Source organism: Evansella halocellulosilytica, assembly GCF_002335745.1.
Taxonomy (GTDB): Bacteria; Bacillota; Bacilli; order Bacillales; family Salisediminibacteriaceae; genus Bacillus_CA; species Bacillus_CA halocellulosilytica.
Genome location: NZ_NIST01000001.1, coordinates 1,636,563 through 1,658,330, shown reverse-complemented (window position 1 = coordinate 1,658,330; position 21,768 = coordinate 1,636,563). Strand labels below are relative to the sequence as shown.

The 21,768-nt window shown below is 38.2% G+C and carries 22 protein-coding genes; 5 read left to right on the top strand and 17 right to left on the bottom strand.

The genetic code is table 11. The features are described 5' to 3' along the window. Nucleotides 1–69 precede the first annotated feature (69 nt). The 4 genes from CD001_RS07935 to CD001_RS07920 are packed head-to-tail and all read left to right on the top strand — an operon-like array spanning nucleotide 70 to nucleotide 3,332. Nucleotides 70–1,398 (top strand): 6-phospho-beta-glucosidase, encoded by a 1,329-nt coding sequence (locus CD001_RS07935; RefSeq protein ID WP_096186984.1) that lies wholly within the window; start codon nucleotides 70–72, stop codon nucleotides 1,396–1,398. Continuing rightward, nucleotides 1,395–2,720 carry a PTS sugar transporter subunit IIC gene (locus CD001_RS07930; protein ID WP_096186983.1) on the top strand — a complete coding sequence of 442 codons (1,326 nt, stop codon included), beginning with the start codon at nucleotides 1,395–1,397 and terminating at the stop codon, nucleotides 2,718–2,720. The genes CD001_RS07935 and CD001_RS07930 overlap by 4 nt, the downstream gene beginning before the upstream one ends. Then, nucleotides 2,692–3,033, top strand: coding sequence for a PTS lactose/cellobiose transporter subunit IIA (locus CD001_RS07925; RefSeq protein WP_096186982.1), 342 nt, complete (start codon nucleotides 2,692–2,694; stop codon nucleotides 3,031–3,033). Before CD001_RS07930 ends, CD001_RS07925 begins: the two co-directional genes overlap by 29 nt. Further along, complete coding sequence (locus CD001_RS07920; protein WP_096186981.1) at nucleotides 3,030–3,332, top strand: PTS sugar transporter subunit IIB; 303 nt, start codon at nucleotides 3,030–3,032, stop codon at nucleotides 3,330–3,332. The genes CD001_RS07925 and CD001_RS07920 overlap by 4 nt, the downstream gene beginning before the upstream one ends. Nucleotides 3,333–3,619: 287 nt before the next feature. On the opposite strand, the gene CD001_RS07915 is transcribed toward CD001_RS07920, so the two are convergent. From CD001_RS07915 to pdxR, 8 genes are all read right to left on the bottom strand, one after another. Further along, nucleotides 3,620–4,078, bottom strand: a complete 459-nt coding sequence (locus tag CD001_RS07915) for a DIP1984 family protein (RefSeq protein ID WP_096186980.1) — start codon at nucleotides 4,076–4,078, stop codon at nucleotides 3,620–3,622. Nucleotides 4,079–4,746: 668 nt separating this feature from the next. Further along, the gene (locus CD001_RS07910; protein ID WP_096186979.1) at nucleotides 4,747–5,100 is read right to left on the bottom strand and encodes a response regulator; all 354 of its coding nucleotides are present in this window, start codon (nucleotides 5,098–5,100) and stop codon (nucleotides 4,747–4,749) included. Then, nucleotides 5,100–5,582 (bottom strand): chemotaxis protein CheX, encoded by a 483-nt coding sequence (locus CD001_RS07905; RefSeq protein ID WP_179298654.1) that lies wholly within the window; start codon nucleotides 5,580–5,582, stop codon nucleotides 5,100–5,102. The genes CD001_RS07910 and CD001_RS07905 overlap by 1 nt, the downstream gene beginning before the upstream one ends. Then, on the bottom strand, nucleotides 5,575–6,069 hold the full coding sequence (locus tag CD001_RS07900; protein ID WP_096186977.1) for a chemotaxis protein CheW: 495 nt from the start codon (nucleotides 6,067–6,069) through the stop codon (nucleotides 5,575–5,577). Before CD001_RS07900 ends, CD001_RS07905 begins: the two co-directional genes overlap by 8 nt. A 19-nt stretch (nucleotides 6,070–6,088) precedes the next feature. Beyond that, nucleotides 6,089–8,080, bottom strand: a complete 1,992-nt coding sequence (locus CD001_RS07895; protein WP_096186976.1) for a chemotaxis protein CheA — start codon at nucleotides 8,078–8,080, stop codon at nucleotides 6,089–6,091. Nucleotides 8,081–8,159: 79 nt separating this feature from the next. Further along, a complete protein-coding gene (locus CD001_RS07890; RefSeq protein ID WP_257009746.1) occupies nucleotides 8,160–9,863 on the bottom strand; it encodes a methyl-accepting chemotaxis protein in 1,704 nt (567 codons plus the stop codon). 1,213 nt (nucleotides 9,864–11,076) lie between these two features. Beyond that, on the bottom strand, nucleotides 11,077–11,889 hold the full coding sequence (locus CD001_RS07885; protein WP_096186974.1) for an MBL fold metallo-hydrolase: 813 nt from the start codon (nucleotides 11,887–11,889) through the stop codon (nucleotides 11,077–11,079). Continuing rightward, nucleotides 11,886–13,343: a MocR-like pyridoxine biosynthesis transcription factor PdxR gene (pdxR, locus tag CD001_RS07880; RefSeq protein ID WP_179298653.1), complete on the bottom strand. Its 1,458-nt coding sequence runs from the start codon at nucleotides 13,341–13,343 to the stop codon at nucleotides 11,886–11,888. The genes CD001_RS07885 and pdxR overlap by 4 nt, the downstream gene beginning before the upstream one ends. Before the next feature lie 111 nt (nucleotides 13,344–13,454). On the opposite strand from pdxR, the gene CD001_RS07875 reads away from it, so the two are divergent. Then, on the top strand, nucleotides 13,455–14,018 hold the full coding sequence (locus CD001_RS07875) for a pyridoxamine 5'-phosphate oxidase family protein (RefSeq protein ID WP_096186973.1): 564 nt from the start codon (nucleotides 13,455–13,457) through the stop codon (nucleotides 14,016–14,018). Between the two features lie 324 nt (nucleotides 14,019–14,342). Here the strand turns inward: CD001_RS07875 and CD001_RS07870 are convergent, their stop codons facing one another. From CD001_RS07870 to CD001_RS07830, 9 genes are all read right to left on the bottom strand, one after another. Then, nucleotides 14,343–14,507, bottom strand: a complete 165-nt coding sequence (locus CD001_RS07870) for an anti-repressor SinI family protein (protein WP_096186972.1) — start codon at nucleotides 14,505–14,507, stop codon at nucleotides 14,343–14,345. Between the two features lie 92 nt (nucleotides 14,508–14,599). Next, on the bottom strand, nucleotides 14,600–15,304 hold the full coding sequence (locus tag CD001_RS07865) for a Crp/Fnr family transcriptional regulator (RefSeq protein WP_096186971.1): 705 nt from the start codon (nucleotides 15,302–15,304) through the stop codon (nucleotides 14,600–14,602). Between the two features lie 135 nt (nucleotides 15,305–15,439). After that, nucleotides 15,440–16,276: a zinc ribbon domain-containing protein gene (locus tag CD001_RS07860; RefSeq protein ID WP_096186970.1), complete on the bottom strand. Its 837-nt coding sequence runs from the start codon at nucleotides 16,274–16,276 to the stop codon at nucleotides 15,440–15,442. Nucleotides 16,277–16,290: 14 nt separating this feature from the next. Continuing rightward, the gene (locus CD001_RS07855; RefSeq protein WP_096186969.1) at nucleotides 16,291–17,211 is read right to left on the bottom strand and encodes a serine/threonine protein kinase; all 921 of its coding nucleotides are present in this window, start codon (nucleotides 17,209–17,211) and stop codon (nucleotides 16,291–16,293) included. Further along, nucleotides 17,204–18,148: a PP2C family protein-serine/threonine phosphatase gene (locus tag CD001_RS07850; RefSeq protein WP_096186968.1), complete on the bottom strand. Its 945-nt coding sequence runs from the start codon at nucleotides 18,146–18,148 to the stop codon at nucleotides 17,204–17,206. Before CD001_RS07850 ends, CD001_RS07855 begins: the two co-directional genes overlap by 8 nt. A 6-nt stretch (nucleotides 18,149–18,154) precedes the next feature. Beyond that, the gene (locus CD001_RS07845) at nucleotides 18,155–19,765 is read right to left on the bottom strand and encodes a DUF6382 domain-containing protein (protein WP_096186967.1); all 1,611 of its coding nucleotides are present in this window, start codon (nucleotides 19,763–19,765) and stop codon (nucleotides 18,155–18,157) included. A gap of 24 nt (nucleotides 19,766–19,789) precedes the next feature. After that, the gene (locus tag CD001_RS07840; protein WP_096186966.1) at nucleotides 19,790–20,314 is read right to left on the bottom strand and encodes an A24 family peptidase; all 525 of its coding nucleotides are present in this window, start codon (nucleotides 20,312–20,314) and stop codon (nucleotides 19,790–19,792) included. A gap of 13 nt (nucleotides 20,315–20,327) precedes the next feature. Next, nucleotides 20,328–20,903: a TadE/TadG family type IV pilus assembly protein gene (locus CD001_RS07835; protein ID WP_096186965.1), complete on the bottom strand. Its 576-nt coding sequence runs from the start codon at nucleotides 20,901–20,903 to the stop codon at nucleotides 20,328–20,330. A gap of 151 nt (nucleotides 20,904–21,054) precedes the next feature. Next, nucleotides 21,055–21,729, bottom strand: a complete 675-nt coding sequence (locus CD001_RS07830) for a DUF4352 domain-containing protein (protein ID WP_096186964.1) — start codon at nucleotides 21,727–21,729, stop codon at nucleotides 21,055–21,057. Between the last annotated feature and the right edge of the window lie 39 nt (nucleotides 21,730–21,768).

Below are 21,768 nucleotides of genomic sequence, written 5' to 3'. Positions count from 1 at the left end.
TTGATTTGTAGTAACATTTCTGGTACTTTTGAAATAGAAAGCGTATACATTATTTTAGGAGGAATCATCATGACGATCAAAGCAGTCATTATAGGAGGCGGTTCTAGTTACACACCTGAAATCATCGAAGGGTTTATTGACCGCTACCATAACCTTCCCGTTACAGATATTGTTCTTGTCGACATTCCATCAGGGAAAGCAAAACTGGAAACAGTAGCCTCTCTAGCAAAACGGATGATTAAAAACAGCCAATTGCCGATTCGAATTTCATCAACATTGAATCGCAGAGAAGCCTTAATTGGCGCTGATTTTGTCACAACACAAATTCGTGTTGGCGGTTTAGAAGCTCGTGCTAAGGATGAAAGAATTCCATTAAAACATGGATTTATTGGTCAAGAAACAAATGGAGCCGGAGGGATATTTAAAGCCTTTCGTACGATCCCTGTCCTTATTGATATTGCAAAAGATATGCATGAACTTTGCCCAAATGCATGGTTAATCAACTTTACAAATCCAGCAGGAATTGTGACTGAAGCTGTCATCAAACATAGTCCGCATAAAAAAGTGATCGGCGTCTGTAACATTCCATTCAATATGAAAACGGGTGTAGCTGAAATGTTTCATTGTGAAGTCAGTGATGTCGAAATTGAATTTGTCGGAATGAATCATTTTGTTTTTGGAAAAAACGTTTGGATTCACGGCGAGAATGTCACTGAAGAAGTCCTTAAACGGATGGTCGACGATAAACAAAGTTACTCACCGGCCAATATTGTTTCGCTTGGTTGGTCTAAATCATTTATCGAGTCGTTACAAATGGTACCTAATCCTTATCATCAATATTACTTCCAAACGAAAGAGGTGTTAGAAAAAGATCTTCAAGCCCTTAATGAAACAGGAACTAGAGCAGAGGTCGTTCAACAAGTGGAAGAAGAATTATTTAAAACGTATCAACGTCCAGAGTTAACAGAAAAGCCGAAAGAACTTGAGCAACGAGGAGGTGCATACTACAGTGATGCAGCTTGTAACTTAATTGAAAGTATTTATACGAATAAACAGGATATTCAAACAGTCAACACCGAAAACAATGGAGCCATTTCTGAACTGAACGATGATGATGTAATCGAAGTGAATGCGGTAATTACATCCGAAGGTCCACGACCACTGACAATTGGTTCACTTCCGAAATCAATAAAAGGCCTCATTACTGAAATGAAAAGTATGGAACAGCTCGTCATCCAAGCTGCGGTAACAGGTAATTACAATCATGCTTATTTGGCGCTCCTCATGAACCCGTTAGTAGCAAATGAGAAGAAAGTGAAACCATTGTTAGACGAGTTATTAGAGGCACATCAAAAATACCTGCCTCAATTTAACCTTAAGGAGGAAAGAATTCTATGAATGCAATTATGAATTGGATGGAACGTTATTTTATTCCGATCGCTAGCAGGATCGGTGCTCAACGTCACTTGGTGGCTGTGCGTGATGGATTTGTCGCTATTATGCCGTTAATTATTATCGGTTCCTTCGCTGTTTTAATAAATAACTTCCCAGTCGATGCTTTCCAAAACTTTATGGCTAATCTGTTTGGAGAAGGATGGACAGCATTAGGAGGGAACATTTTGGATGGATCGTTTGCGATTTTAACGATTCTCGTCGTTGCATCGATTAGTTTTCATCTTGCTAAATCCTATGATGTTGACGGCTTATCAGCTAGTTTAATAGCTGTAGCATCATACATTATTTTAACGCCGACGACTGACGATTGGGGGCTTTCCTATGCTTGGACGGGGGCACAAGGATTATTTGTCGGGGTCATTAGTGCACTTGTTGTCACTGAACTATTTCGAATTCTCTATCAATCGAAGTTTACAATTAAAATGCCAGAAGGAGTTCCTGAGGGAGTCGTCAAATCCTTCCGAGCTTTAATTCCTGCAGCCATCATATTAATTATCATATCAGGATTACAGCTATTCATTGCTTCTGTTACAGACGGGAGTCTGCATGAACTCGTCTTTACAGCCATTCAAGAGCCGTTACAAGCACTTGGAAATACGTTGCCGGCAGCTATCATTATTTCTTTCTTGAACCATCTGTTATGGTTTTTCGGACTGCATGGTACGAATATTTTAGGACCTGTTATTGAATCGATTTACTTGCCGTTATTAGAAGTAAATATTCAGCAATTTGCTGACGGTGTCAGTGCGCATGAAGTCCCTTATATTGTGACAAAACCGTTCCTTGATTCGTTCGTATTTATGGGGGGATCTGGTACAACACTTGCTTTAATTGCAGGGATTTTCTTAGTCGCCGCATCAAAGCATTATCGTACAATTGGTAAACTATCTGCTCCAGCCGGTGCATTTAACATTAATGAGCCTGTCTTATTCGGGCTTCCAATCGTGTTAAACCCAGTAATGTTAATCCCATTTGTCACAATTCCTGTTATCTTAACGATCACTTCTTATTTTGCGATCGCTATCGGGTTTGTCCCGAAAACAGTCGCCATGGTTCCATGGACAACTCCACCAATTATTAGCGGCTATCTCGTTACTGGTGGTTCGGTCACAGGGATTCTCTTGCAATTGTTTAATTTAACACTTGCTACGTTACTGTACGTCCCATTTATTCGTGCATCAGAACGAGCAGAGGAGAAAAAACAAAAAATGTTGAATAGTAAAGGGGAAGACAACGATGAACATAACAAACCACAAATCTCTTGAGGAAATTTCATTTCAAATCATTCTTCATGCTGGTAATGCCCGCTCTTCTGCAATGGAAGCGATGCAGCTCGCTCAGGAAGGGCAGTTTGAAGAAGCAAAACGAAAAATTGAAGAAGCTGATCAAGAATTTCACCTTGCTCATCATTCTCAAACGGATTTATTACAAAAAGAATCGAGCGGTGAGCGGGTTGAAACGTCGATATTACTAATCCATGCACAAGATCACTTAATGACATCAATGACAACGAAGGATCTTGCACAAGAAATCATTTTCTTACACGAAAAATTACAAGAGAAAGGGGAATCTCGATGAAAATTTTATTAGTTTGTTCTGCTGGGATGTCGACAAGTATGCTCGTTAACAAAATGCGCCAAGCTGCTGATACGAGAGGGCTGAATGCAACGATTGAAGCTACCGCAGAGGCTGGTCTTTCAAATGAGCTAGAAAAAACCGACGTCATTTTAATTGGTCCGCAAGTTCGATTTCTTGAAAAGAAGATTAAAGAAAAAGCGTCACCACACGGAATCAATGTCGCTGTGATCGATTCGATCGCATACGGTATGATGGACGGAGAGAAAGTACTAGATCAAGCGATACAACTAAGTAAATAACTTACCCCAAAATAAAAAAGGTTGTCACGTTAAAGTGACGACCTTTTTTCACATATTCACGGCGCAATCTAATTAAAATCCCCTCGAACCCGCCCTCACTCAAATGAAAATCAGCACATGGTTGTTATATGTCATCATCTATAATTTGTACACATGTAACAATTCTGGGCATAATTTGTGAAATGGGGACTCGAACCCCAAGGGATGGCCCCTCGCCCCTACCAATCGTCCAACTTTCCCAGTTGGCGGGTTGTACTCGCCTTTTCATTTAGAGCTACCATCTATCGTTATTTTAACAGTTCTGTTTGCCAGTTGATTTCTTGAATCTTCGTATCTATTTTTCTATATTGTTTTGATAAATCATCCACTCGTATTTGCGTTCGTTTAATGTCAAATGTTGAAATGTATTTCACCTCTGACCGGGAAAACCTGTCATGCCTGAACGTTCCCGAATCAAGTAACTCACTTAACACTTTTCGCTTTTTTCCGACCATGTCTCTTTCTATTAATGCTTCGGCTAATGATTTTTCATGATCAAAAGAAGTCTTAGCATTCGTTTTGCTAATTTGTTTAATCAACGTCTCAAGCTTACCGAATAAGTCGTCCAGCTCTTTTAATAGCTCCTGCGGCTCTTCAGCTGCAGTATCGCCTTCTTGTATTTTCGAATTTCTCATCAATCGTTCGTTTAATTGCTCGACTCTCTTTTGATAGTCAGCCCTCAAAATTAATGCTTCAGCCAATTTCATTTTTATGACCCCCTCCATGCTAGAATCTTCTCTTTACTCATTTCGACCATAAAGAAAGAATGCCCTGCCATTTTTTAACTTTTACTTAACCATTTTCGTAAATAAAAATATATACTATTTCCTTAATCCGTGATGAATTAATTTATTCTTTGTATGAACCCTAAAAATCTTTCGATTTAACTTGGTGGAGTAAATACTCGAATCCGTTACTGGCGGACGCTTTCACTCCAAAGCACAAGTGCGACATCTACTCATGCAGCACTTCGTTTGCATTCGTAGTGTCTTCTTTGCCGCGGGCACGGCCTCAGCCTCCTCAACGCAAAGACCAGCGCCTGTGGGGTCTTCAGCTCGCGCTATTCCCGCGGGAGTCGCCACCATTCACTTCTTCGAGTGAACAGAAGATTCTACTTCAAACCTTGTTTTAATAAGAATAGGAATTGTTTTTGTTCAAATTCTTATTCACCAGGAAGGTGTTACGGTTATATCATTATGTTTTGCAACCTATTTTTATTATTTGCATAGAAGGGGAAAATGTCGAGCTTGTGGTGAGGGAGAATAATCAACTTTTCACATTAAATTTCAGTGCCAAAACCTAGTAATACAAAAGCTTCTCACAAGTTTATAGCTTATGAGAAGCTTTCAATCAAGGAGAAATAAGCGGGAGTAAATTAAGCCACTTTTTGAATCGCTTCACTAATCCGTTCTTGGTTAAATGGCTTAACAATAAAGTCCTTTGCTCCGCTTTGGATCGCTTCTACGACCATATTTTGCTGCCCCATTGCTGAACACATAATGACCGTTGCATTCGGGTCAACTTGTTTAATTTCTTTTAAAGCACTAACCCCATCCAGTTCCGGCATTGTAATATCCATCGTAACTAAATCAGGCTTTAACTCTTTATATAAGTCGATTGCAACTTTGCCATTTTCAGCTTCTCCAACGACTTCATGGCCTAATTTCGTTAAAATATCTTTTAATTGCATCCGCATAAACGCGGCATCATCAGTTACTAAAATTCTCATTAGAAAACCTCCTGTTTAATCATCATGATAATATTAATCGTTTCTGACGCTGTTATTGTTACTGGAATGTTGATCGCATTATCAAATGCTGTAAACTTTGATTCTCCTACGATGACAGCTGGAGGGGAAATATCGAGATTAATCTCTCTTGCTGAAATATTGGTCACCATGTTACCTGAAATCATATTTCCCAGCTCACCGACAAACGATTCCAGCATTTCACCTTCAATTGCTGCACCGAACATCTGCTGAGCAATGAAGCTAAAAGAAGGATGTTCTCCTTCAATTAAAACTTGTCCACTTAAATCACCAGTAAGTCCGATAAGGACACCTAAATCTCGTTTATAATAAGGCTTTTTAATGAGAGCAGGTTTGCCGATTTCACTATTCATAGGCAAAACATCATTCACACTTTGTACCATGCTATTCGTACATTCTTTTACTGCAATATTATGTTTGTTTACAACCGCAGTTTCACTCACTGTCATCATCCTCCGACTCTACGCCTTCCATTGTTTTCATCTCAATGATTTCTTCTTCCGTCATCACTTTCTCGATGTTAAGGAGCAGTAAAAGACGATTTTCCAGTTTTGCAACACCATTAAAATGTTGTGCACGTTCACCCGTTACAACTTCTGGAGCAGGCGCGATTGATTCTGCTACTATATCGATGACGTCATGAGCACCATCAACAATAAATCCAAGGTCCATATCATTGATCGTAATAATAATCATCCGTGTATGGTTTGTATGTTCAACCTTGTCTAATTGAAACCTTTTACGTAAATCTATAATTGGCGTAATAATCCCTCGTAAATTAATGACCCCTTCAACATATTCAGGAGCTTGTGGCACCCTTGTAATCGATTGAGGTTTTTCAATTGACTTTACTTGTTGAACATCGATTCCATATTCTTCATTATCCAATTGAAAAACGATAACTTTCATATCTTCTATAATCTTTTCCATCTTCTCCCCTCCTGTCCTTTTATGAAATTAATGCATTGCAATCTACGATTAATGCTACTTCCCCATCACCTAAGATTGTTGATCCTGATATCGCAAATACTTGATTTAAGTAATTTCCTAATCCTTTAATGACGATTTCCCTTTGCCCGATAAAACCGTCAACGACTAAAGCGACTTGTTTCTCGCCTTTATGAACAATGACCGTTGAGTATTCATCTGCATCTATTTTGTTCAAACCAAACGTTTCACTAAGAAATACAAGAGGAATCACTTTATCTCTGTATTGAAGAACGGTTTGACTATGTACATGATTAATTTGATCCTTCGTAATAACAGCGGTTTCCTTAATGGAAGTTAAAGGCAAAGCATATGTTTCATTTTGAACATCGACTAATAGAGCCGTAATAATCGATAGTGTTAAAGGCAATTGGATTGAAAATGAAGTCCCTTCTCCTAACTTTGATTCAATCACGATTGAGCCGCCCAATGATTCAATCGTATTTTTTACGACATCTAATCCAACACCCCTTCCAGATATGTCTGAGATTTGTTCTGCGGTACTAAACCCTGGAGCAAACAATAAATCAAACACTTGAGGATCAGTGAGCGCTTTACGGTTTTCTGATGTAATAATCCCTTTGTTAACCGCTTTTTTTATAATTTTCTCTTTGTCTATCCCAGCACCATCATCGACAATTTCGATGATGACATCATTTCCACTATGGAATGATTTCAAATGAATATGTCCTGTTTCTTTTTTTCCTGCTTGTTTTCGTACAACAGGATCTTCTATCCCGTGATCTACAGAGTTTCGAATGAGGTGCACTAAAGGATCACCAATTTGGTCAACCATCGTGCGATCTAACTCGGTTTCTGCTCCCGTTACTTCAAGTTCGATTTTCTTTCCTAATTCTTTCGTTAAACTACGGACCATTTTTGGAAAACGGTTAAACACTTCATCAATCGGGACCATTCGCATATCAAGAATTGTATTTTGAAGGTCAGTTGACGCTCTATTCATCTGTTCTATAATTTCTACCATTGGCTGGTCGTTCTTTTCTCTTGCTCTTTGTTCCAACCGAGCTTTATCGACTAATAATTCTTCAAAAGAATTCATCAGCTTATCAATGCGTTCTAAATTGACGCGAATCGATTTTGTTTGGATTCTTTTTTCCGTTTTTTTGTTGTTCGTTTCTTTTTTCAAATCTGCTTTATCAGGCTTAGTGTCATTTTCTGAATGCGAAGAAGCTGATTCTTCTAATGAAACTCTTTGAATCATGACATCTTTAATTTCAGATACGCGGTAAATGCTATCCTTCACCGATTTTTCATTTTGTTCGGTTATAAATGTGATTGAAAATGTATTTTCAAACTGTTCTTGTTCAATTTCTTCTACAGATGGAACACTTTGAATAATCTCACCTTTATTTTCTAATACTTCAAACACCATATAAGCCCTTGCACCTTTAAGCATGCATTGATCATCTAATTGAATAGCAATTTCATATACTCCATACCCTTGATCAACTGCTTGTGAGATAACGGTTTTTTGATATTCATCAAAGGTATGAGCAGGAACCACCGTACTCATTTTATCCATTGTTTGCTCGGAGTTATTCTGATCGATTGTCGTTCCCTTTTCCACCTTTTCAAGCTGAGCCACAACATGTGAAACATCTAGTTTTCCGTCGCCACCTTCGGTAATGGATGTCACCATTTTTTCGAGGTGATCGACAGCATCAAAAACGATATCAATAATGTCTTCTGTTACTGAGATTTTTTTATTTCGGACAGCATCTAATACATTTTCCATTTGGTGTGTCAAGCTAGCTAAATCTTCGAATCCCATTGTCGCTGACATTCCTTTTAATGTATGAGCGGAGCGAAAAATTTCATCCACAAGTGTTAAATTTTCATGATCTTTTTCAAAGCTTAATAGATGCTCATTAATTGCCTGCAAGTGCTCCTGACTTTCTTCAATAAACATATCTAGATATTGAGAAGTTTCCAACGTCCATCACTCCTTGTTCATGAAGGGTAAAAGGAACTGCCCAATATTTCAATGAGATATTGGACAGCGAACATCCTTTTTATAATGTAAAGTTTCTTACTGACCTCTGTAAGTCTTCTGCCAATTGGCTTAGAGTTTCTGCAGATGCTGAAATTTCCTGCATCGCCGCATTTTGTTCTTCAGCTGATGCTGCAACACTTTGTGTACTACTAGCTGAACTCTCTGCGACTTTACCAGACTCTTTTACTGAGCTTAGCATCTCTTCTGTGCTCGACGTAATTTGTTGAACGGCTGCTGAAACTTCTTGAACTTGAGTTGAAACACCATTAATCGCATTTGAAATATCTGCAAATGTTTCCCCAGCATTATCAACGAAAACAATTCCTTCTTCTACTGATTTTCTTCCTTCACTCATCGAAGACACGGACGTTTTAATACCATTTTGAATATCATCAATCAAGGAACGAATTTGTCCAGCTGAATCACTCGATTGTTCTGCCAACTTTCTAACTTCATCGGCTACAACTGCGAACCCTTTACCATGCTCCCCTGCTCTAGCTGCTTCGATTGCTGCATTTAAAGCTAATAAGTTTGTTTGTTCAGCAACATCTGTAATCAGGCCGATAATTTTACCGATCTCATCAGACTTTGAACCTAACTGTTCAACACTTTTTGAAGTTGAAGTTGTCTTTTCATTAATTAACTGCATTTGCGTCACGACTTTATCAATTACATTAGCACCTTCTTCTGATTTTTCACTTGTCGTCATGGATGATTCATTCACTAAATCGATGCTGTTTGCAATCTGTTCCATACCAGTCGAAATTTCATTAACAGTACCCGTAACATAACGGACATTTTCAACTTGTTTATCTGATCCTACCGCCACTTCTTGAATGGATCCGGCAATGCTGTCTGTTGCTTTACTCGTCTCCTCTGCACTTGCTGTTAATTGCTCCGCAGATGCAGCAACTTGTTCGGAAGTGTCTACGACGTTTTGAATTAATGATTTTAAATTCACTTTCATATTATTGAAGCTTACACTCAATTGACCAATTTCATCATCAGCATCATCATCAATCGTGGATGTAAAATCTCCTTGACCTGCTAATTCGAGTGAATCTTTAACAGCAGCTAAGCGTCGAGTCATTCTCTTTGTATAAAGAAGTAAAATAACGATAGCAAGTAGAATCATAACGATCAGAGTAACGATGAAACTAATAAGTGCCTGGCTAATAGTAGAGTCAACAAAGTGTTGAGATGCACCAACATACCACATGCCAATTACTTCTCCATGTTCGTCTTCGACCGGCTGATACGCTGTTTGATACATACTTCCAGCGACTTCAGCTTCACCAACATAAATGTCTTGGTTCTCTAAAACCGTTTGAACAACATATTCTGAAGCAGTCGTTCCAACAGCTCTCTCCCCACCTTCCATGACATTTGTTGTTACTCTAGTATCGCCTAAGAAAATCGTGACTGTTCCTCCGGTCATCTCGCCAATTTCATCAACGAGATCAAAGTTTTCATTTATTTGAACATCACCTTTAAACAACATTCCATCTTGAACATGCCAAGCTCCTGGATAACGAGCATCGACATAATTGTATCCTAGCTCAAGGTCAGATTCGGCCTTTTCAATGGCCGCTCCTTTTATCCCCGATGTAATTTGGTTATGTAATAGAACTCCCATTACAAACGAAAGACCGAGTATAATCGATATCACTAACAAATTTAACTTTGTACCAAGCTTTATACGTTTCAAAAACCCTTTCATCATGTTCCCTCATTTCTCTCATTTACTTTTAAAGAATGACATTAAAAATCATTAGTTTATATTTCTTGTTCTATGCTGTTAATCATCTGTCAATTGTGCAATGTATTTTATTAGTCATATCCTTCATAGTCATAAAGAATCATACAATAGGTGTTCAAATGATACAATAGGACTATTATTCATTGGTACTAATCCTTTTAATTATCTTTGTATTATGAACAATAAAATGTGATGACGACAAAATGAAGGGTACAAATAACTATCGGTCCGTAAAACGAGCGGTTTTAATTTCGCCCTATAAGGGCACTTTACCACCAGAGTCCCTTAAGGGACCTTATTCATTTGGTCCGTGCCAAAAGAATTTTGAGGACATCCCTTTTCATAATCATATAGAATTCGAAATCGCTATAAGGCGGACGCTTTCACTCCAAAGCACAAGTGCGACATCTACTCGTGCTGCACTTCGTTTGCATTCGTAGTGTCTTCTTTGCGGCGGGCAATGCCTCAACTTCCTAGGTGCCACACTGTATGCACCTAGGGGATTTTCGACGATTGCTTTTCCCGCCTGAGTCACCGCCTAGCGCTCTTTCGAGTACATGATGATAGTTAAATGACATACTAATAGCAGAAAAAACGTTGTGGGAAGTTGTATCTCAGCTCATTTTTATCTCATTTAAATGGGAATGGGCTTTTGTTATCAAAGATATTTATGTTCATTTCGTATCCATCATTTAAGATAATAAATGACATGACGCAAATAAAGTTGTCATCAAAAGGTGGAAGGTACTGGGACTGTCTCTTCCTCTACTAGTATGGCTCTGCCAATTATCCGTCGAGACAAATCGGTGTATTTTCGAAGAAGTAAAGCTCTTTCCTACGGAAAAACGGACGAGTTGAGATCCCTTCGAGCTTGATCGAAGTAGCTCAACCGTTCGTCCGTGGCAAAGAAGACACCGTGAATACGAACAAAGTGAAGTAAGAGCGGATGTCGCACTTGTGCCCTGGGGTGAAAGCAAGCAGTATACCTTCCAACTATTTCGTTACTTTTAAAGAAATCTCACGAATACAACCTTTAAAGGTTTATTTTCACACTGGCAGAGCCTGTGGTTTACAAAGAATATAATAACTATCGGTCCGTAAAACGAGCGGTTTATAAAGACTATAATATAAAAAAGAATCCGATTATCAATCACGATAAGCGGATTCTTCTTTTGCTTTAATGAGACTGTTTTTTCCTAGCCTGATCAACTTTATTTAAGGATGAGTGACTTACATACATTTTGATTGTTCCATATGAAAATGTGATAAACGGAGTTACGTAATCTTTCCACCTACGAGAATAGCCCGTCGCTTGTTCACATACCGTGATCAAATCATGTATCTCTTGCCGGCCAATTGATGGAGAATGTGCGTAATGATTTCCAAATATTTGGTGATTCTCATAAATATCATCTAATAGTTTGGCACTCGTGTAATAGTCAACGATATTCGCCGTCGGTAAGTTTGCAATGAGCGGAGCGTGATAAAGTGTATCAGCTACAAACATATAGCCATTCTTCTCGTCCATCAATCCAACATGATCTTTTGAGTGACCTGGCAACGGCAGAATCGTGAGCTTTCTGTCACCTAAGTCGATCGATTCATGTATCTCATACCAGTGTGAAATTCGAAAGGAATAACGTTTCGGTGATAGCCGAATGCTCCATTGCGGAGAAAAAAAATTACCTTTAGTTTGCTGTTTGTTAATTGCAAGATTGGTCATCGCTATGTTTGAAAATTCATTGTTATTCCCTATATGGTCATAATGGGCATGAGAATTAAATAAAATAACGGGCTTATTAGTCAGTTTCTCTATTAACGGAGCCATTTTTCTTCTTCCAGATCCTGAATCAAACAATAAGGCAGCCTCTGAGCCGATTATTAAGTACTGGTTGTTTTTTTGCCAATATCGCGGTTCATGGATGACAAATGTCGTCGAGTTGATTTGTTCAACCTTATACCAGTTATCAACGAAATGTTTATTCATCATTCTCTGCTTCCTTTTTCGCTAATTGATTCGTTCATCCATGCTTTATGAAGCCGACGAACACCTTCAGCAATTTCCTCTTCAGAAAGCTTTCCAAAACCGAGCATAATCATCGCACAATCCGTTACAGAACTATAGCAGAACTTTGATAATGAGTAGACTTTCACTTGATGATGCATCGCTTTGGCAATTAACTGTTGCTCACTTTTTCCTTTTACTTTCATTAACACATGTAATCCTGAGCGTTCACCGATCACTTCAATTTCGTCGTTAAAAGATTCCTTTAAAGATTTCATTAACGTCTGATGCTTCGCTTGATACACCTTCTTCATTCTCCGAATATGCCTTTCGAAATCACCGCTTTTCATAAACAAATAAAGAGCTTTTTGGATAATCGGAGAGGAAGCTTGATTATAATTGTGAAACTTCTTTTTATATGTTTCAGCAAGTTTTGGAGGCAAAACTAAATAGCTTACACGTGCCGCTGGTAAAAAGCACTTTGAAAACGTTCCTAAATAAATGACATTCTCTTTTTTATCCAACGCTTTTAAAGCAGAGATCGGTTGCCCTTGATATCGGAATTCACTGTCATAATCATCTTCTAAAATATACCCGCGATTTTTTTCTGCCCATTGAAGCAGCTCCAGTCTTTTCTGAATCGGTAAGATCATCCCTTGTGGAAGTTGATGAGAAGGGGTGACATATACAAGATTTGCTTTACTAGAATGCAAGATTGACAAATCAATTCCGTCTTTTTCTAACGGGATCGGTTCAATTGAACAGCCTTGATTGATAAAAACCGATCTAACTCCATCATACCCTGGTTCTTCAATTGCAACTGGCAGACCGTACAAGGAAAGTAATTGACAGAGAAGGCTAATCGCATGCTGAGTTCCAGGAGTTATCACAATTTGTTCAGGGTGACAATGAACCCCTCTAGATTGGAGCAAATAAGAAGAAAGTTCTTCCCGTAACCCGAAATCCCCTAACGGATCTCCATACATGAAAACGTCACCTGTCTCGTCTTCAAACGCTTCTTGCATATATTTTTTCCACCACTGTTTAGGGAAGTGCTCAACATCGACATCACCATAGACAAAGTCATATATTTTTGTTCCCGACAACTTAGGATCTGGTTTCCGTTTTTCCCGTTCGGTTACCTTATCATACGACGAAATGCGCTTGTCTGTATTTGATGCAAACGGCTCTTCTAATTTTAAAACTTTTAGTCCGACTCGCGGTATACTTTCAATATACCCTTCAGCTAATAACTGTTGATAAGCCCCTTCCACTGTGTTTTTACTAATTTGCAGATGGAGCGACAGCCGTCTTATGGAAGGTAAAAGCTCACCCGAAGGTACGTTTCCCGTTTCAATTTCCTTTTTAATGTAATAATATAGTTGAGCATAAAGAGGTGTTTTACTTTCGCGATGTAATAACGGTGTTAACTCAATCATCCTTCATCCTTCCTCCTTCTGACCTCAATAATTACTTTAAAACTGTACCTTTAGATGAGGTCAATGTCGTCGTACAATCATTATAACAATTTTCTAAAAAATGGAGGAGTGATGATTATTATGATTCGATACGCGAAAAGAGAATGCAAGGATGAAGCGAAAATTAATCAGTTTTTAGCTCAAGCAAAAACAGGTTTTTTAGGCTTATCTGCGAAAAAGCAGCCTTATGTCATCCCATTAAATTACGTATGGATGAACAATAGCTTTTATTTTCACGGTGCTTCAGAGGGAAGGAAAATTGAGATGATCGATGAAAATAATCATGTCTGTTTTACGATTAGTGAAGAGTTCGGTACGTTAGTTTCGCCGATTCCAGCTCATACCGACACAGCCTATATGAGTGTGGTCGCCTTTGGCAAGGTCGAACTTGTCCAAGACATTGACGAAGCTACTAAATCGATGCAAGTGATGTTAGATAAATATGTACCCGATTATTATGATTCCGCTTTATCGAAAAGCCATGTTGAAAAATACACTTCATCAATGGGAAGTAAAATGGCTATTTATAAAATTTCAGTGAGTCAGTTGACAGCAAAAGAAAATGAATCGAACGAAGACATTCAGTTTTATCATGGAAGAAGTGTAAAGGACGACAGGAATCAATTTCGGAAATAGCATCGTGCTGGCAATCGGAGCTTTGAGCGGACATCGAATTCGTTATTTCTTTGAAATGGTACACTTTTCCGACTTGGGAGGACATCGATCCGTTGTGACTCCTAAAACGGGCAAATTGGCTGGATGATTTGACTATTAATGGATCTGATGGCCGCTCCACTGCCGTCATCATGCTTTTTGAACACTTTAACGAATTCAGTGTCCGCTTTACACACTGCACCAACAGGAATAACCCATTTTTCACCACTTTATAACAAAAAATAAAATGGTGAAACACCATCAATAAAGTAATTACAGATTTGTTATCTTTTTATAAACGTTGTCTTATTTACTAATGATTTGGATGATTTTGCTTTTGTTTTTACTCGAATGACTTAAAAATTCACGTACTTTTTCTACACTAAGGCCGCTGTCCATCGCTTCTTTCATTAAATGAACCCATTCGGTATCAAGCTCCTGAACGTTCGTATCCTTTAGCTTATAAGACACGTTGCCCCTCCTCTTACCATATTATTGAATATATAATGTGAGACGATTATACAACGGCACACGTTCATGTTCTGTAATCTACTTCACGCACCTCAAATTTCCCTGTCATAACAATTGATCACTTGCTGGTTCACTTCAATTGTTTTTCTACCTGTGTTTCGAACCAATCCTTCAGATTTAAGTCGACGCATATTTGTTGAGACTGATTCCCTCGTGACGCCTAGCATATTTGCAATTTCTTGATGTGACAATGGGATTGGAATATCAACAAAGGCTTGGTCTTTTTTTCCGTATGTATCAGCCATTGAAATGAGTAAATGAATAATCTGTTGCTTCACACTTCCTGTTGCGATCATTTGGAGCATTTTTTCTCTATCTTTTAACCTTTTCGTTAAAATCTCCATCGCGTTAAACACAATTTTTGGATAAGATTTCGTTAATAGCTTAAAATTCTCCTCTGTTAACGAGCAGAGATAAATATCAGATAGCGTTTCGATATACACATTTTCTGTTCCTAATGAAAAAGAACTTAAGTAACCATACGTACTATACGGACCGAGCAAACTTAGAGTAAACATTCTCCCATCTTCCTGAATATCATAAATTCTCACTGCACCTTTTTTTATAAAATATAGCTTTTGCTCCGACATTTCCGGAGTTTGAATAATCGTATTCTTTTTAATCACTTTATGATCGATCAGTGCATCGAATTTTTCAATTTCTCCTGTAGGAAGAAAATCAAAGAACCCGATTTTAGAAAGGTACCATATTTTATCTAATGATTGCTCAAGTCTCATCACTCGTATCCCCCCAAAGTATCTTGTTATTGATCATTTTACCATTGCCATATGTCTTTTTGGGGAATTCATATAGATGAGTACCGTCTTACTTAAAAAGCAGACCGTTTTCGCGGCCTGCTTTAAACTTTCATATTAAAAAGGAAGTAATCCACTTAGGAAGTATTGAACGACAATGTCTGCTGTGAATGCTACAAAAACAGCATACCCGATATAAACGAGAAACAGCCCATACAGTGGATCAAAGGTCGTTTCTAATTGCTGGCTGAATGAATATAACGTAACGATTAAGGCAATTTGCAATCCAGCTACCATGAGTAAAATAACGAGTGACAATACCATTGACAAGCCTGGTATTGATATGAGGAAAAATAATAAGGACAGCGCAACCGGTAACGTATACAAAGCACCAAACCGAGCTAACACGTCATGGAACGATGTATTTTCCGACTTCATAATAAACTTTAGGACGGCAAAAATAAAGACGACTCCAATCAAAGATGAAGCGGCAGAATAAAGGAAAATCGTGAAAAATGTTTCAAAGAAGCTTACTTCTCCTCCGCCTAGAAATGCCGATAACCCTGACATCGCTGCCCGTGATTGAAAATACGTTCCAAGAGCAAAAAATAATGCAAATACTGCGATATTAATGTATCCAAAAACATAGTCATTCGCTCTATTCTCCAGTCCGCGTTTAGCTGGGGCTTTCACATTTTCTACAATAAACGTCCAATAGTTTAAAGAAATTTCCTTTGTTTTATCTACATATTCATTTGCTTTTTGTTTCGTTTGAGACTTCTCTGTCTCTTCTGCAGCTTGCTCAGACACCTCAATCTCATCACCATACGTCAAAGAAGCAGCTGTTTCTTCATCCGGTTGTCCGGGTACATCGCTTTCTTGAACAGGTTCTCCACAATGCTGGCAGAACTTATCTCCTTCTTGCAATTCATTTCCGCACTTCTTACAATTCATCAAATCTCCCCTATCTATAAGTAGTCAAGAATGATATATATTAAAACACTAATCAGCATCATTATTGAAAGAATATACTTTGTTATAAGCCACTTCGTACTATGAAAAAAACGTTGCTGTCGACGTTCAGATTCCCGTTTAGCCTTTTGTAATAATTGTTCTACTTCTATAATCGACTGAAACCTTTTGTCAGGAGCTAACCTCACCATATGTTTCAGACTTTTCTTTAATGATCGAGACAGTCCCTTTCTGAACCTTTGCACCGGCTTTTGCGAAATGTATACATATTTACCGCCTGTAAGTAAGTAATACATAAAAGCGCCTAATGAAAAGATATCTGTCCGTTCATCTGATTGCTTTTTTTCAAATTGTTCTGGAGCTGCAAAGCCAACTGTACCAATTCTTAACGTGTCTTTTTCTTTACCAGAATGGTGTCTTCTCGCTATTCCGAAGTCAATTAGTTTAACTTCGTTACGGTCCGAAATCATGACGTTCGACGGCTTTAAGTCCCTGTATATGACGGGCGGACTTTGCGTATGTAAATATCGAAAAACTTCACATAATTGAAGACCAAGTTCAATCACATCAGCTTCGTTCATCAACCCATCTTGTTTTTCAAATTTATCATAGACTGTTTGCCCATTAACAAATTCTTGAACAAGAAAGAAGTATTCATCATGATCTGATGAGAAGAAATCTGCAATTTTTGGAAGCATCGGATGATCAAGTTCACTTAACAGTTTTGCTTCGGAAACCAGCCTCTGGGAGATTTTTCTTTCCATCTTCGCTACTTTAACAGCCCATTTTTGTTCTGGGTTTGCAAGCTCTTTGACTAAATAGACAGTCGACATGCCGCCGGAGCCAATGACCTGAATGACTTCATATTTATCAAATAAATGGTCTCCTGCTTCAAATATACGGACTTGCTTACTCATATACTTTACTCCACCGCTTGAGGAATGATAATAACGGATGATCCTTTTGATGATCTACTTCTTTTAAATGAAATAGATCCCTAACAAGCATGACTGTAATGTTATCTCTCGTTCCCGAAAAATTGCTCAAATTGACAAGGTAGTCTGTCATCTCTTGAAAATCTTGAGATTCTTGGCCAATTCCTTGAATCGACTCACTTATTTCCTGATTCGAAAACATGCTATGAAACCCATCGCTGCACAGTAAGAATATATCACTCGCTTCATATTCACCGATATCGATAAAAGGAGTAATCTTTTCAACAACGCCGAGACATTGCGTGAGAACATTTCTTTTACGATGTGTTCTCGCCTCTTCTTTTGTCATTAAACCTTTTCTGACTTGTGTTTCCACCCAAGAGTGGTCAGGCGTTAACTGCAGCATTTCCATCTCCGTATATAAATCTTCTGTCTGCTGTTCCTCTAAATAGGTGTTTTTTCCGGTGTACCCTCTATTTCGAAGGAAATCTTCAAAGCCAAAGCTTGCCCCTTTTAATTTATAAATACGGCTGTCACCTACATGAATTACCATGTATTTCCCTCTACTCAACAACAATACAGAAAGTGTCGTTCCTGCTTTATCACCAATTCCCTTTAATTCTACATTAATCTCTTGGAATATTCTTTCTAATTGTTGAGCAAGCTCCGGATACGAAGCTCCTTTTAAAACCATCTTTTTAATTCGCTTTTCCCACCAGTCACTTAAGATTGTGACAGCTTTTCGGCTTGCTTCATCTCCTTTCTCATAGCCACCCATTCCATCTGCAATCGCAAACAAACCTACATCCTCATCACGGCTCGAGTGAGACAATTGAATTACATAATCATCTTCATTCCTCTTTTTGACAGGACCCTCATCTGTAGATAATCCTATTTGCCATTTTCGATTTTCCCTCATATTAAATTACTCCCAATGAAACGTATATTCGATTTTCCCTAATGTGATTGTATCGCCAGGATCAAGGGAGTAGATCTTATATGGGACTAATGGCTGCTCATTTAACTTTGTACCATTTTTTGATCCGAGGTCTTTTATGCCATATTGATCATCGATCTTAATAAATTCGAGGTGAGCTCTTGATACGCCGACACTTTCCTCCACATAATCAACGCTTGATGGATTGCGTCCGACGAGAAAGTGACTTTTATTAATCGTTACTTGTTTACGCTCACCATCTTTCTCGAACTCAAAGCGAGGCAATGGTATCGCTTTGCTTTCGACAGCTTCATCTTCATCATCTCCAAGGAAAACCGTATCCTCTTCTTCCGCGAGAAAGGTTGTATCATCTACGTCTTCCTTACTTTCTTCTATATTAACCGACATAACCCTGCTTTTTTCGAAACTTTCTTCATTTTGATACGTTACTCGTTGTTGTGGCTGTGCATATTCTTCTTGCTGCCATCCGTTCATCGCATGTGAATGAGGTTCTCTAACAGGTGGCTTAGCAGCTAATGCCTGATGATTGTCCTGATTACGATGTTTATTACGATCTATCGTTGATTCAGACGTCGCAGCAACCTCTTGATTTGCTCGAACATTCTCAACTACTTTGGAATGGAGGAACATAAAATAAACCATAGAAACGAGTATAATTCCTGTTAACGCTAGACCTGTCAAAAACATCCAGCCAATTGGAATCCACTCATACATTTTCCAAACAGCCGTTAATGTAAGTAATCCACCTGCAAACACATAGACTTTTTGCCGTTGTGTTAATGGTGGTATTTGTGCAATACGGCTCTTCTTCTTTTTCTTATCTTGCGATTTTTTTGTATTCTCTTTATTCTCATTCGGTTTCTCTTCTTTTGGAGCTGGTTGTTGTCCAGGCATGTGATTCATTCCCTGTGGCGAATGTCCGGCGACTTGTTCATTTAGATCACCTTCATCACTATAAGCATATGGCGAATAACTTGCCTCTGGTCGATGACGCAAGTTTTGTAACTCCATCAATAATTCTTTTAATCCTATTAAACTAAAAGATGGATTTTGAAGATATTGCTTAATATTTTTTAATTCACTACCTTGTAAACCTTGAGTTTTCTTTGCTGCTTGTTCAATCAAGATTTTTATTTCTTCAACAGTCGTAACTTTTTTATCCAACGAGTTAACTGGTAAATAAATAAGATACAGTTCGTTTAAGTCTTTACCGAGATAAAGAAAGTCTTGGTTGATCATATACTTGTCTTCATTTAACATGTACAATTTACTTTGCTCAAGCACCGTTATTATTTTAATGAACAACTGATAAAACTCAAAAGATGAAATAGATTGGTTTAATAGTAGATCCTTTAATGTCTTCTTTGAGGTAATATCATATTGAAGGCGTATATTAAAATCCATCTCTTCTGAACTAAGAGACAGCAAATGTGGAATCTGATTTGATTCCATCATTCTCATCTCAAGATGTGCGACCTCTGACTCATTCAACCGTTTATCTTCAATGTGCGTAAACGACAAAAAATGGCCGCTCTTTTGTACCTTTTCATAAGTCATATTATAAATCGTTTGGCTCATTCGACCTTCCTCCTTCAATGATTGTTACAATGTCGTAAAAAATGAATATGAGATAATGACAGCCGGAATAACTGCGTACATAAATGGGAATTGAGTACTTTTATTCGCTTTAAAATTTTCAATTTCACTTAAATCTTTTGACATGATACTGCCGATAATCGAAAAAAAGGCAGTCGTTATTTTACGCAGGAACGTTCTCGTAAAAAGTAAAATGATAATGGCAATAATCCCTGCAAAAACAATGGAATACATCATGAAATAAAGAACAAGTTCAACTCCTACAAGTGCACCGATTCCAGCGAATAATTTAACATCACCCGCTCCAAGAGCTTTGAATAAATATAGAACAAAAAAGATCCCACCGCCGACGATTAGACCGAGCCCAGAAAAGAAAATACCTTCTATACCACTCGTTATCAAATGGTAGCTAAGACCGACAGCCATTCCTGTTAAGGTCAACCAATTTGGCAGCTTCCGATGCTTAATGTCAGTAAAGCATGCTGCCGCAAGAAAAATAAATAAAAGATAATCATTTAATTGTAAACTCATTCCATCACCCTCTCTAATTTGATCCTGTCCACAATCGCTCATAAGCTCTTTGTTCAAGAGTAATTGTTCTGTTAACAAAAGGAGCTTGAATCCCTAACTCATATGTGGCAGCAAGTCCAACAATAGGATCAGAACCCGTCAGGCTCATCGGCCGTTCAACAATTTCGACATTTATCCGATCGATACTAAAGAACGTATCTGGATTCGCCTCTTCAAATTTCGTTTTGACCATCTGCTCAGCAGGACCTGCCAATAGCCCATCAATATACGAATGAATATCGATGTTAAACGTGTCAAAGACAAAGCCTAGTAACTGTTGTGCTTCCGTTATCGAAAATTGTTCATCTGTGTAGTTTTTTATTAGTCTATCAATCGCTCCTGACGCTTCTGCTTCAATTAATGCTGCTGGATAAGCATGTGTCGCAACTACCTCCGTCGTTTCACTGACAGCTTGTTTAAGAGCCATATCAGCAACTGAAATGCGAATCATCGTCGCAAGAAAGACTGTAAATAAAAGAAAGACTGGCATGACAAGCGCTGCTTCCAATGTTAGACTTCCGTCCTCTTTTTTCATCCACTTCCTTATCACATCGCACCGCCCCTTCCATTAGAAGAACATAGGATCCTCTATTATTCCTTTTCAATATAATTCAAGCATGTAAATTTGCTAGCTGGATTTTTCATTGTTTGATTTATTTCCACCGATGCGAAAAATAAAATGTGCAAGTTCACCTATATGTCTATTCCGCTTCGCTAATATCAAACTTCCATACGGCATTGTTGTGAACTGCTCCTGAAGCTACTAAACCTGAATTTACTCGAATATACATTTCATCATCATCATCTGATTCAAAGATTATCTCTCCTGATAATTCTTCTCCATTATTTAATTCGCCTGATAGACCTTCTATACTATCAAATAAGTGTGAAAAATCTCCACCAGTACCAGATGCATCGAGATCATATGTGAGCTCTAAAATATCTATTGCATCTTCTGCATTTAATGTATCGTTACTCAAATTGTTTACTGTCACATCCGCTAGAATAAAAAAGCTTAATTGAGCAGTCTGACCATCCACCTCTTCTTCTTTTGTTACAGAATTTATTGTAATTTCATATTCTCCAGTATTAGTGGAGATCTCTGCTGTATCGCCAATACTTAAATCTTCCTGATCTTCAAACGAGCCACTTCCTACTGAGTCACCATCGTTGGAATCCGTTTCTTCGTCAGTTTCACTCTTTTCCTCACTATCTTCCTCTACACCATCAGTTTCATTGTCATCAACTTGAAGTTCTTCTTCGTTGTCTTCTGGTGTATCAACGTCTGTCACTTCATCATCTGAGTTATCACCACATGCTGCTAATAGCCCTGCAGCTAATAATGTTGCTAGTGTGATCTTCATCGTCTTTTTCATTTTACGTCACTCCTTGCTGCTAAAAACTGCCTTCCTCAT

Excerpts from the sequence above, each read along its gene's own strand:
- CD001_RS07930 (WP_096186983.1), top strand. The coding sequence starts at position 1,395 with ATGAATGCAATTATGAATTGGATGGAACGTTATTTTATTCCGATCGCT.
- CD001_RS07885 (WP_096186974.1), bottom strand. The coding sequence starts at position 11,889 with ATGATGAATAAACATTTCGTTGATAACTGGTATAAGGTTGAACAAATC.
- CD001_RS07830 (WP_096186964.1), bottom strand. The coding sequence starts at position 21,729 with ATGAAAAAGACGATGAAGATCACACTAGCAACATTATTAGCTGCAGGG.
- CD001_RS07935 (WP_096186984.1), top strand. The coding sequence starts at position 70 with ATGACGATCAAAGCAGTCATTATAGGAGGCGGTTCTAGTTACACACCT.
- CD001_RS07850 (WP_096186968.1), bottom strand. The coding sequence starts at position 18,148 with ATGAGGGAAAATCGAAAATGGCAAATAGGATTATCTACAGATGAGGGT.
- CD001_RS07900 (WP_096186977.1), bottom strand. The coding sequence starts at position 6,069 with ATGGAAAAGATTATAGAAGATATGAAAGTTATCGTTTTTCAATTGGAT.
- pdxR (WP_179298653.1), bottom strand. The coding sequence starts at position 13,343 with ATGATTGAGTTAACACCGTTATTACATCGCGAAAGTAAAACACCTCTT.
- CD001_RS07910 (WP_096186979.1), bottom strand. The coding sequence starts at position 5,100 with ATGAGAATTTTAGTAACTGATGATGCCGCGTTTATGCGGATGCAATTA.
- CD001_RS07860 (WP_096186970.1), bottom strand. The coding sequence starts at position 16,276 with ATGAATTGTAAGAAGTGCGGAAATGAATTGCAAGAAGGAGATAAGTTC.
- CD001_RS07920 (WP_096186981.1), top strand. The coding sequence starts at position 3,030 with ATGAAAATTTTATTAGTTTGTTCTGCTGGGATGTCGACAAGTATGCTC.
- CD001_RS07855 (WP_096186969.1), bottom strand. The coding sequence starts at position 17,211 with ATGAGTAAGCAAGTCCGTATATTTGAAGCAGGAGACCATTTATTTGAT.
- CD001_RS07915 (WP_096186980.1), bottom strand. The coding sequence starts at position 4,078 with ATGAAATTGGCTGAAGCATTAATTTTGAGGGCTGACTATCAAAAGAGA.
- CD001_RS07840 (WP_096186966.1), bottom strand. The coding sequence starts at position 20,314 with ATGAGTTTACAATTAAATGATTATCTTTTATTTATTTTTCTTGCGGCA.
- CD001_RS07875 (WP_096186973.1), top strand. The coding sequence starts at position 13,455 with ATGATTATTATGATTCGATACGCGAAAAGAGAATGCAAGGATGAAGCG.
- CD001_RS07865 (WP_096186971.1), bottom strand. The coding sequence starts at position 15,304 with ATGAGACTTGAGCAATCATTAGATAAAATATGGTACCTTTCTAAAATC.
- CD001_RS07845 (WP_096186967.1), bottom strand. The coding sequence starts at position 19,765 with ATGAGCCAAACGATTTATAATATGACTTATGAAAAGGTACAAAAGAGC.
- CD001_RS07925 (WP_096186982.1), top strand. The coding sequence starts at position 2,692 with ATGAACATAACAAACCACAAATCTCTTGAGGAAATTTCATTTCAAATC.
- CD001_RS07890 (WP_257009746.1), bottom strand. The coding sequence starts at position 9,863 with ATGATGAAAGGGTTTTTGAAACGTATAAAGCTTGGTACAAAGTTAAAT.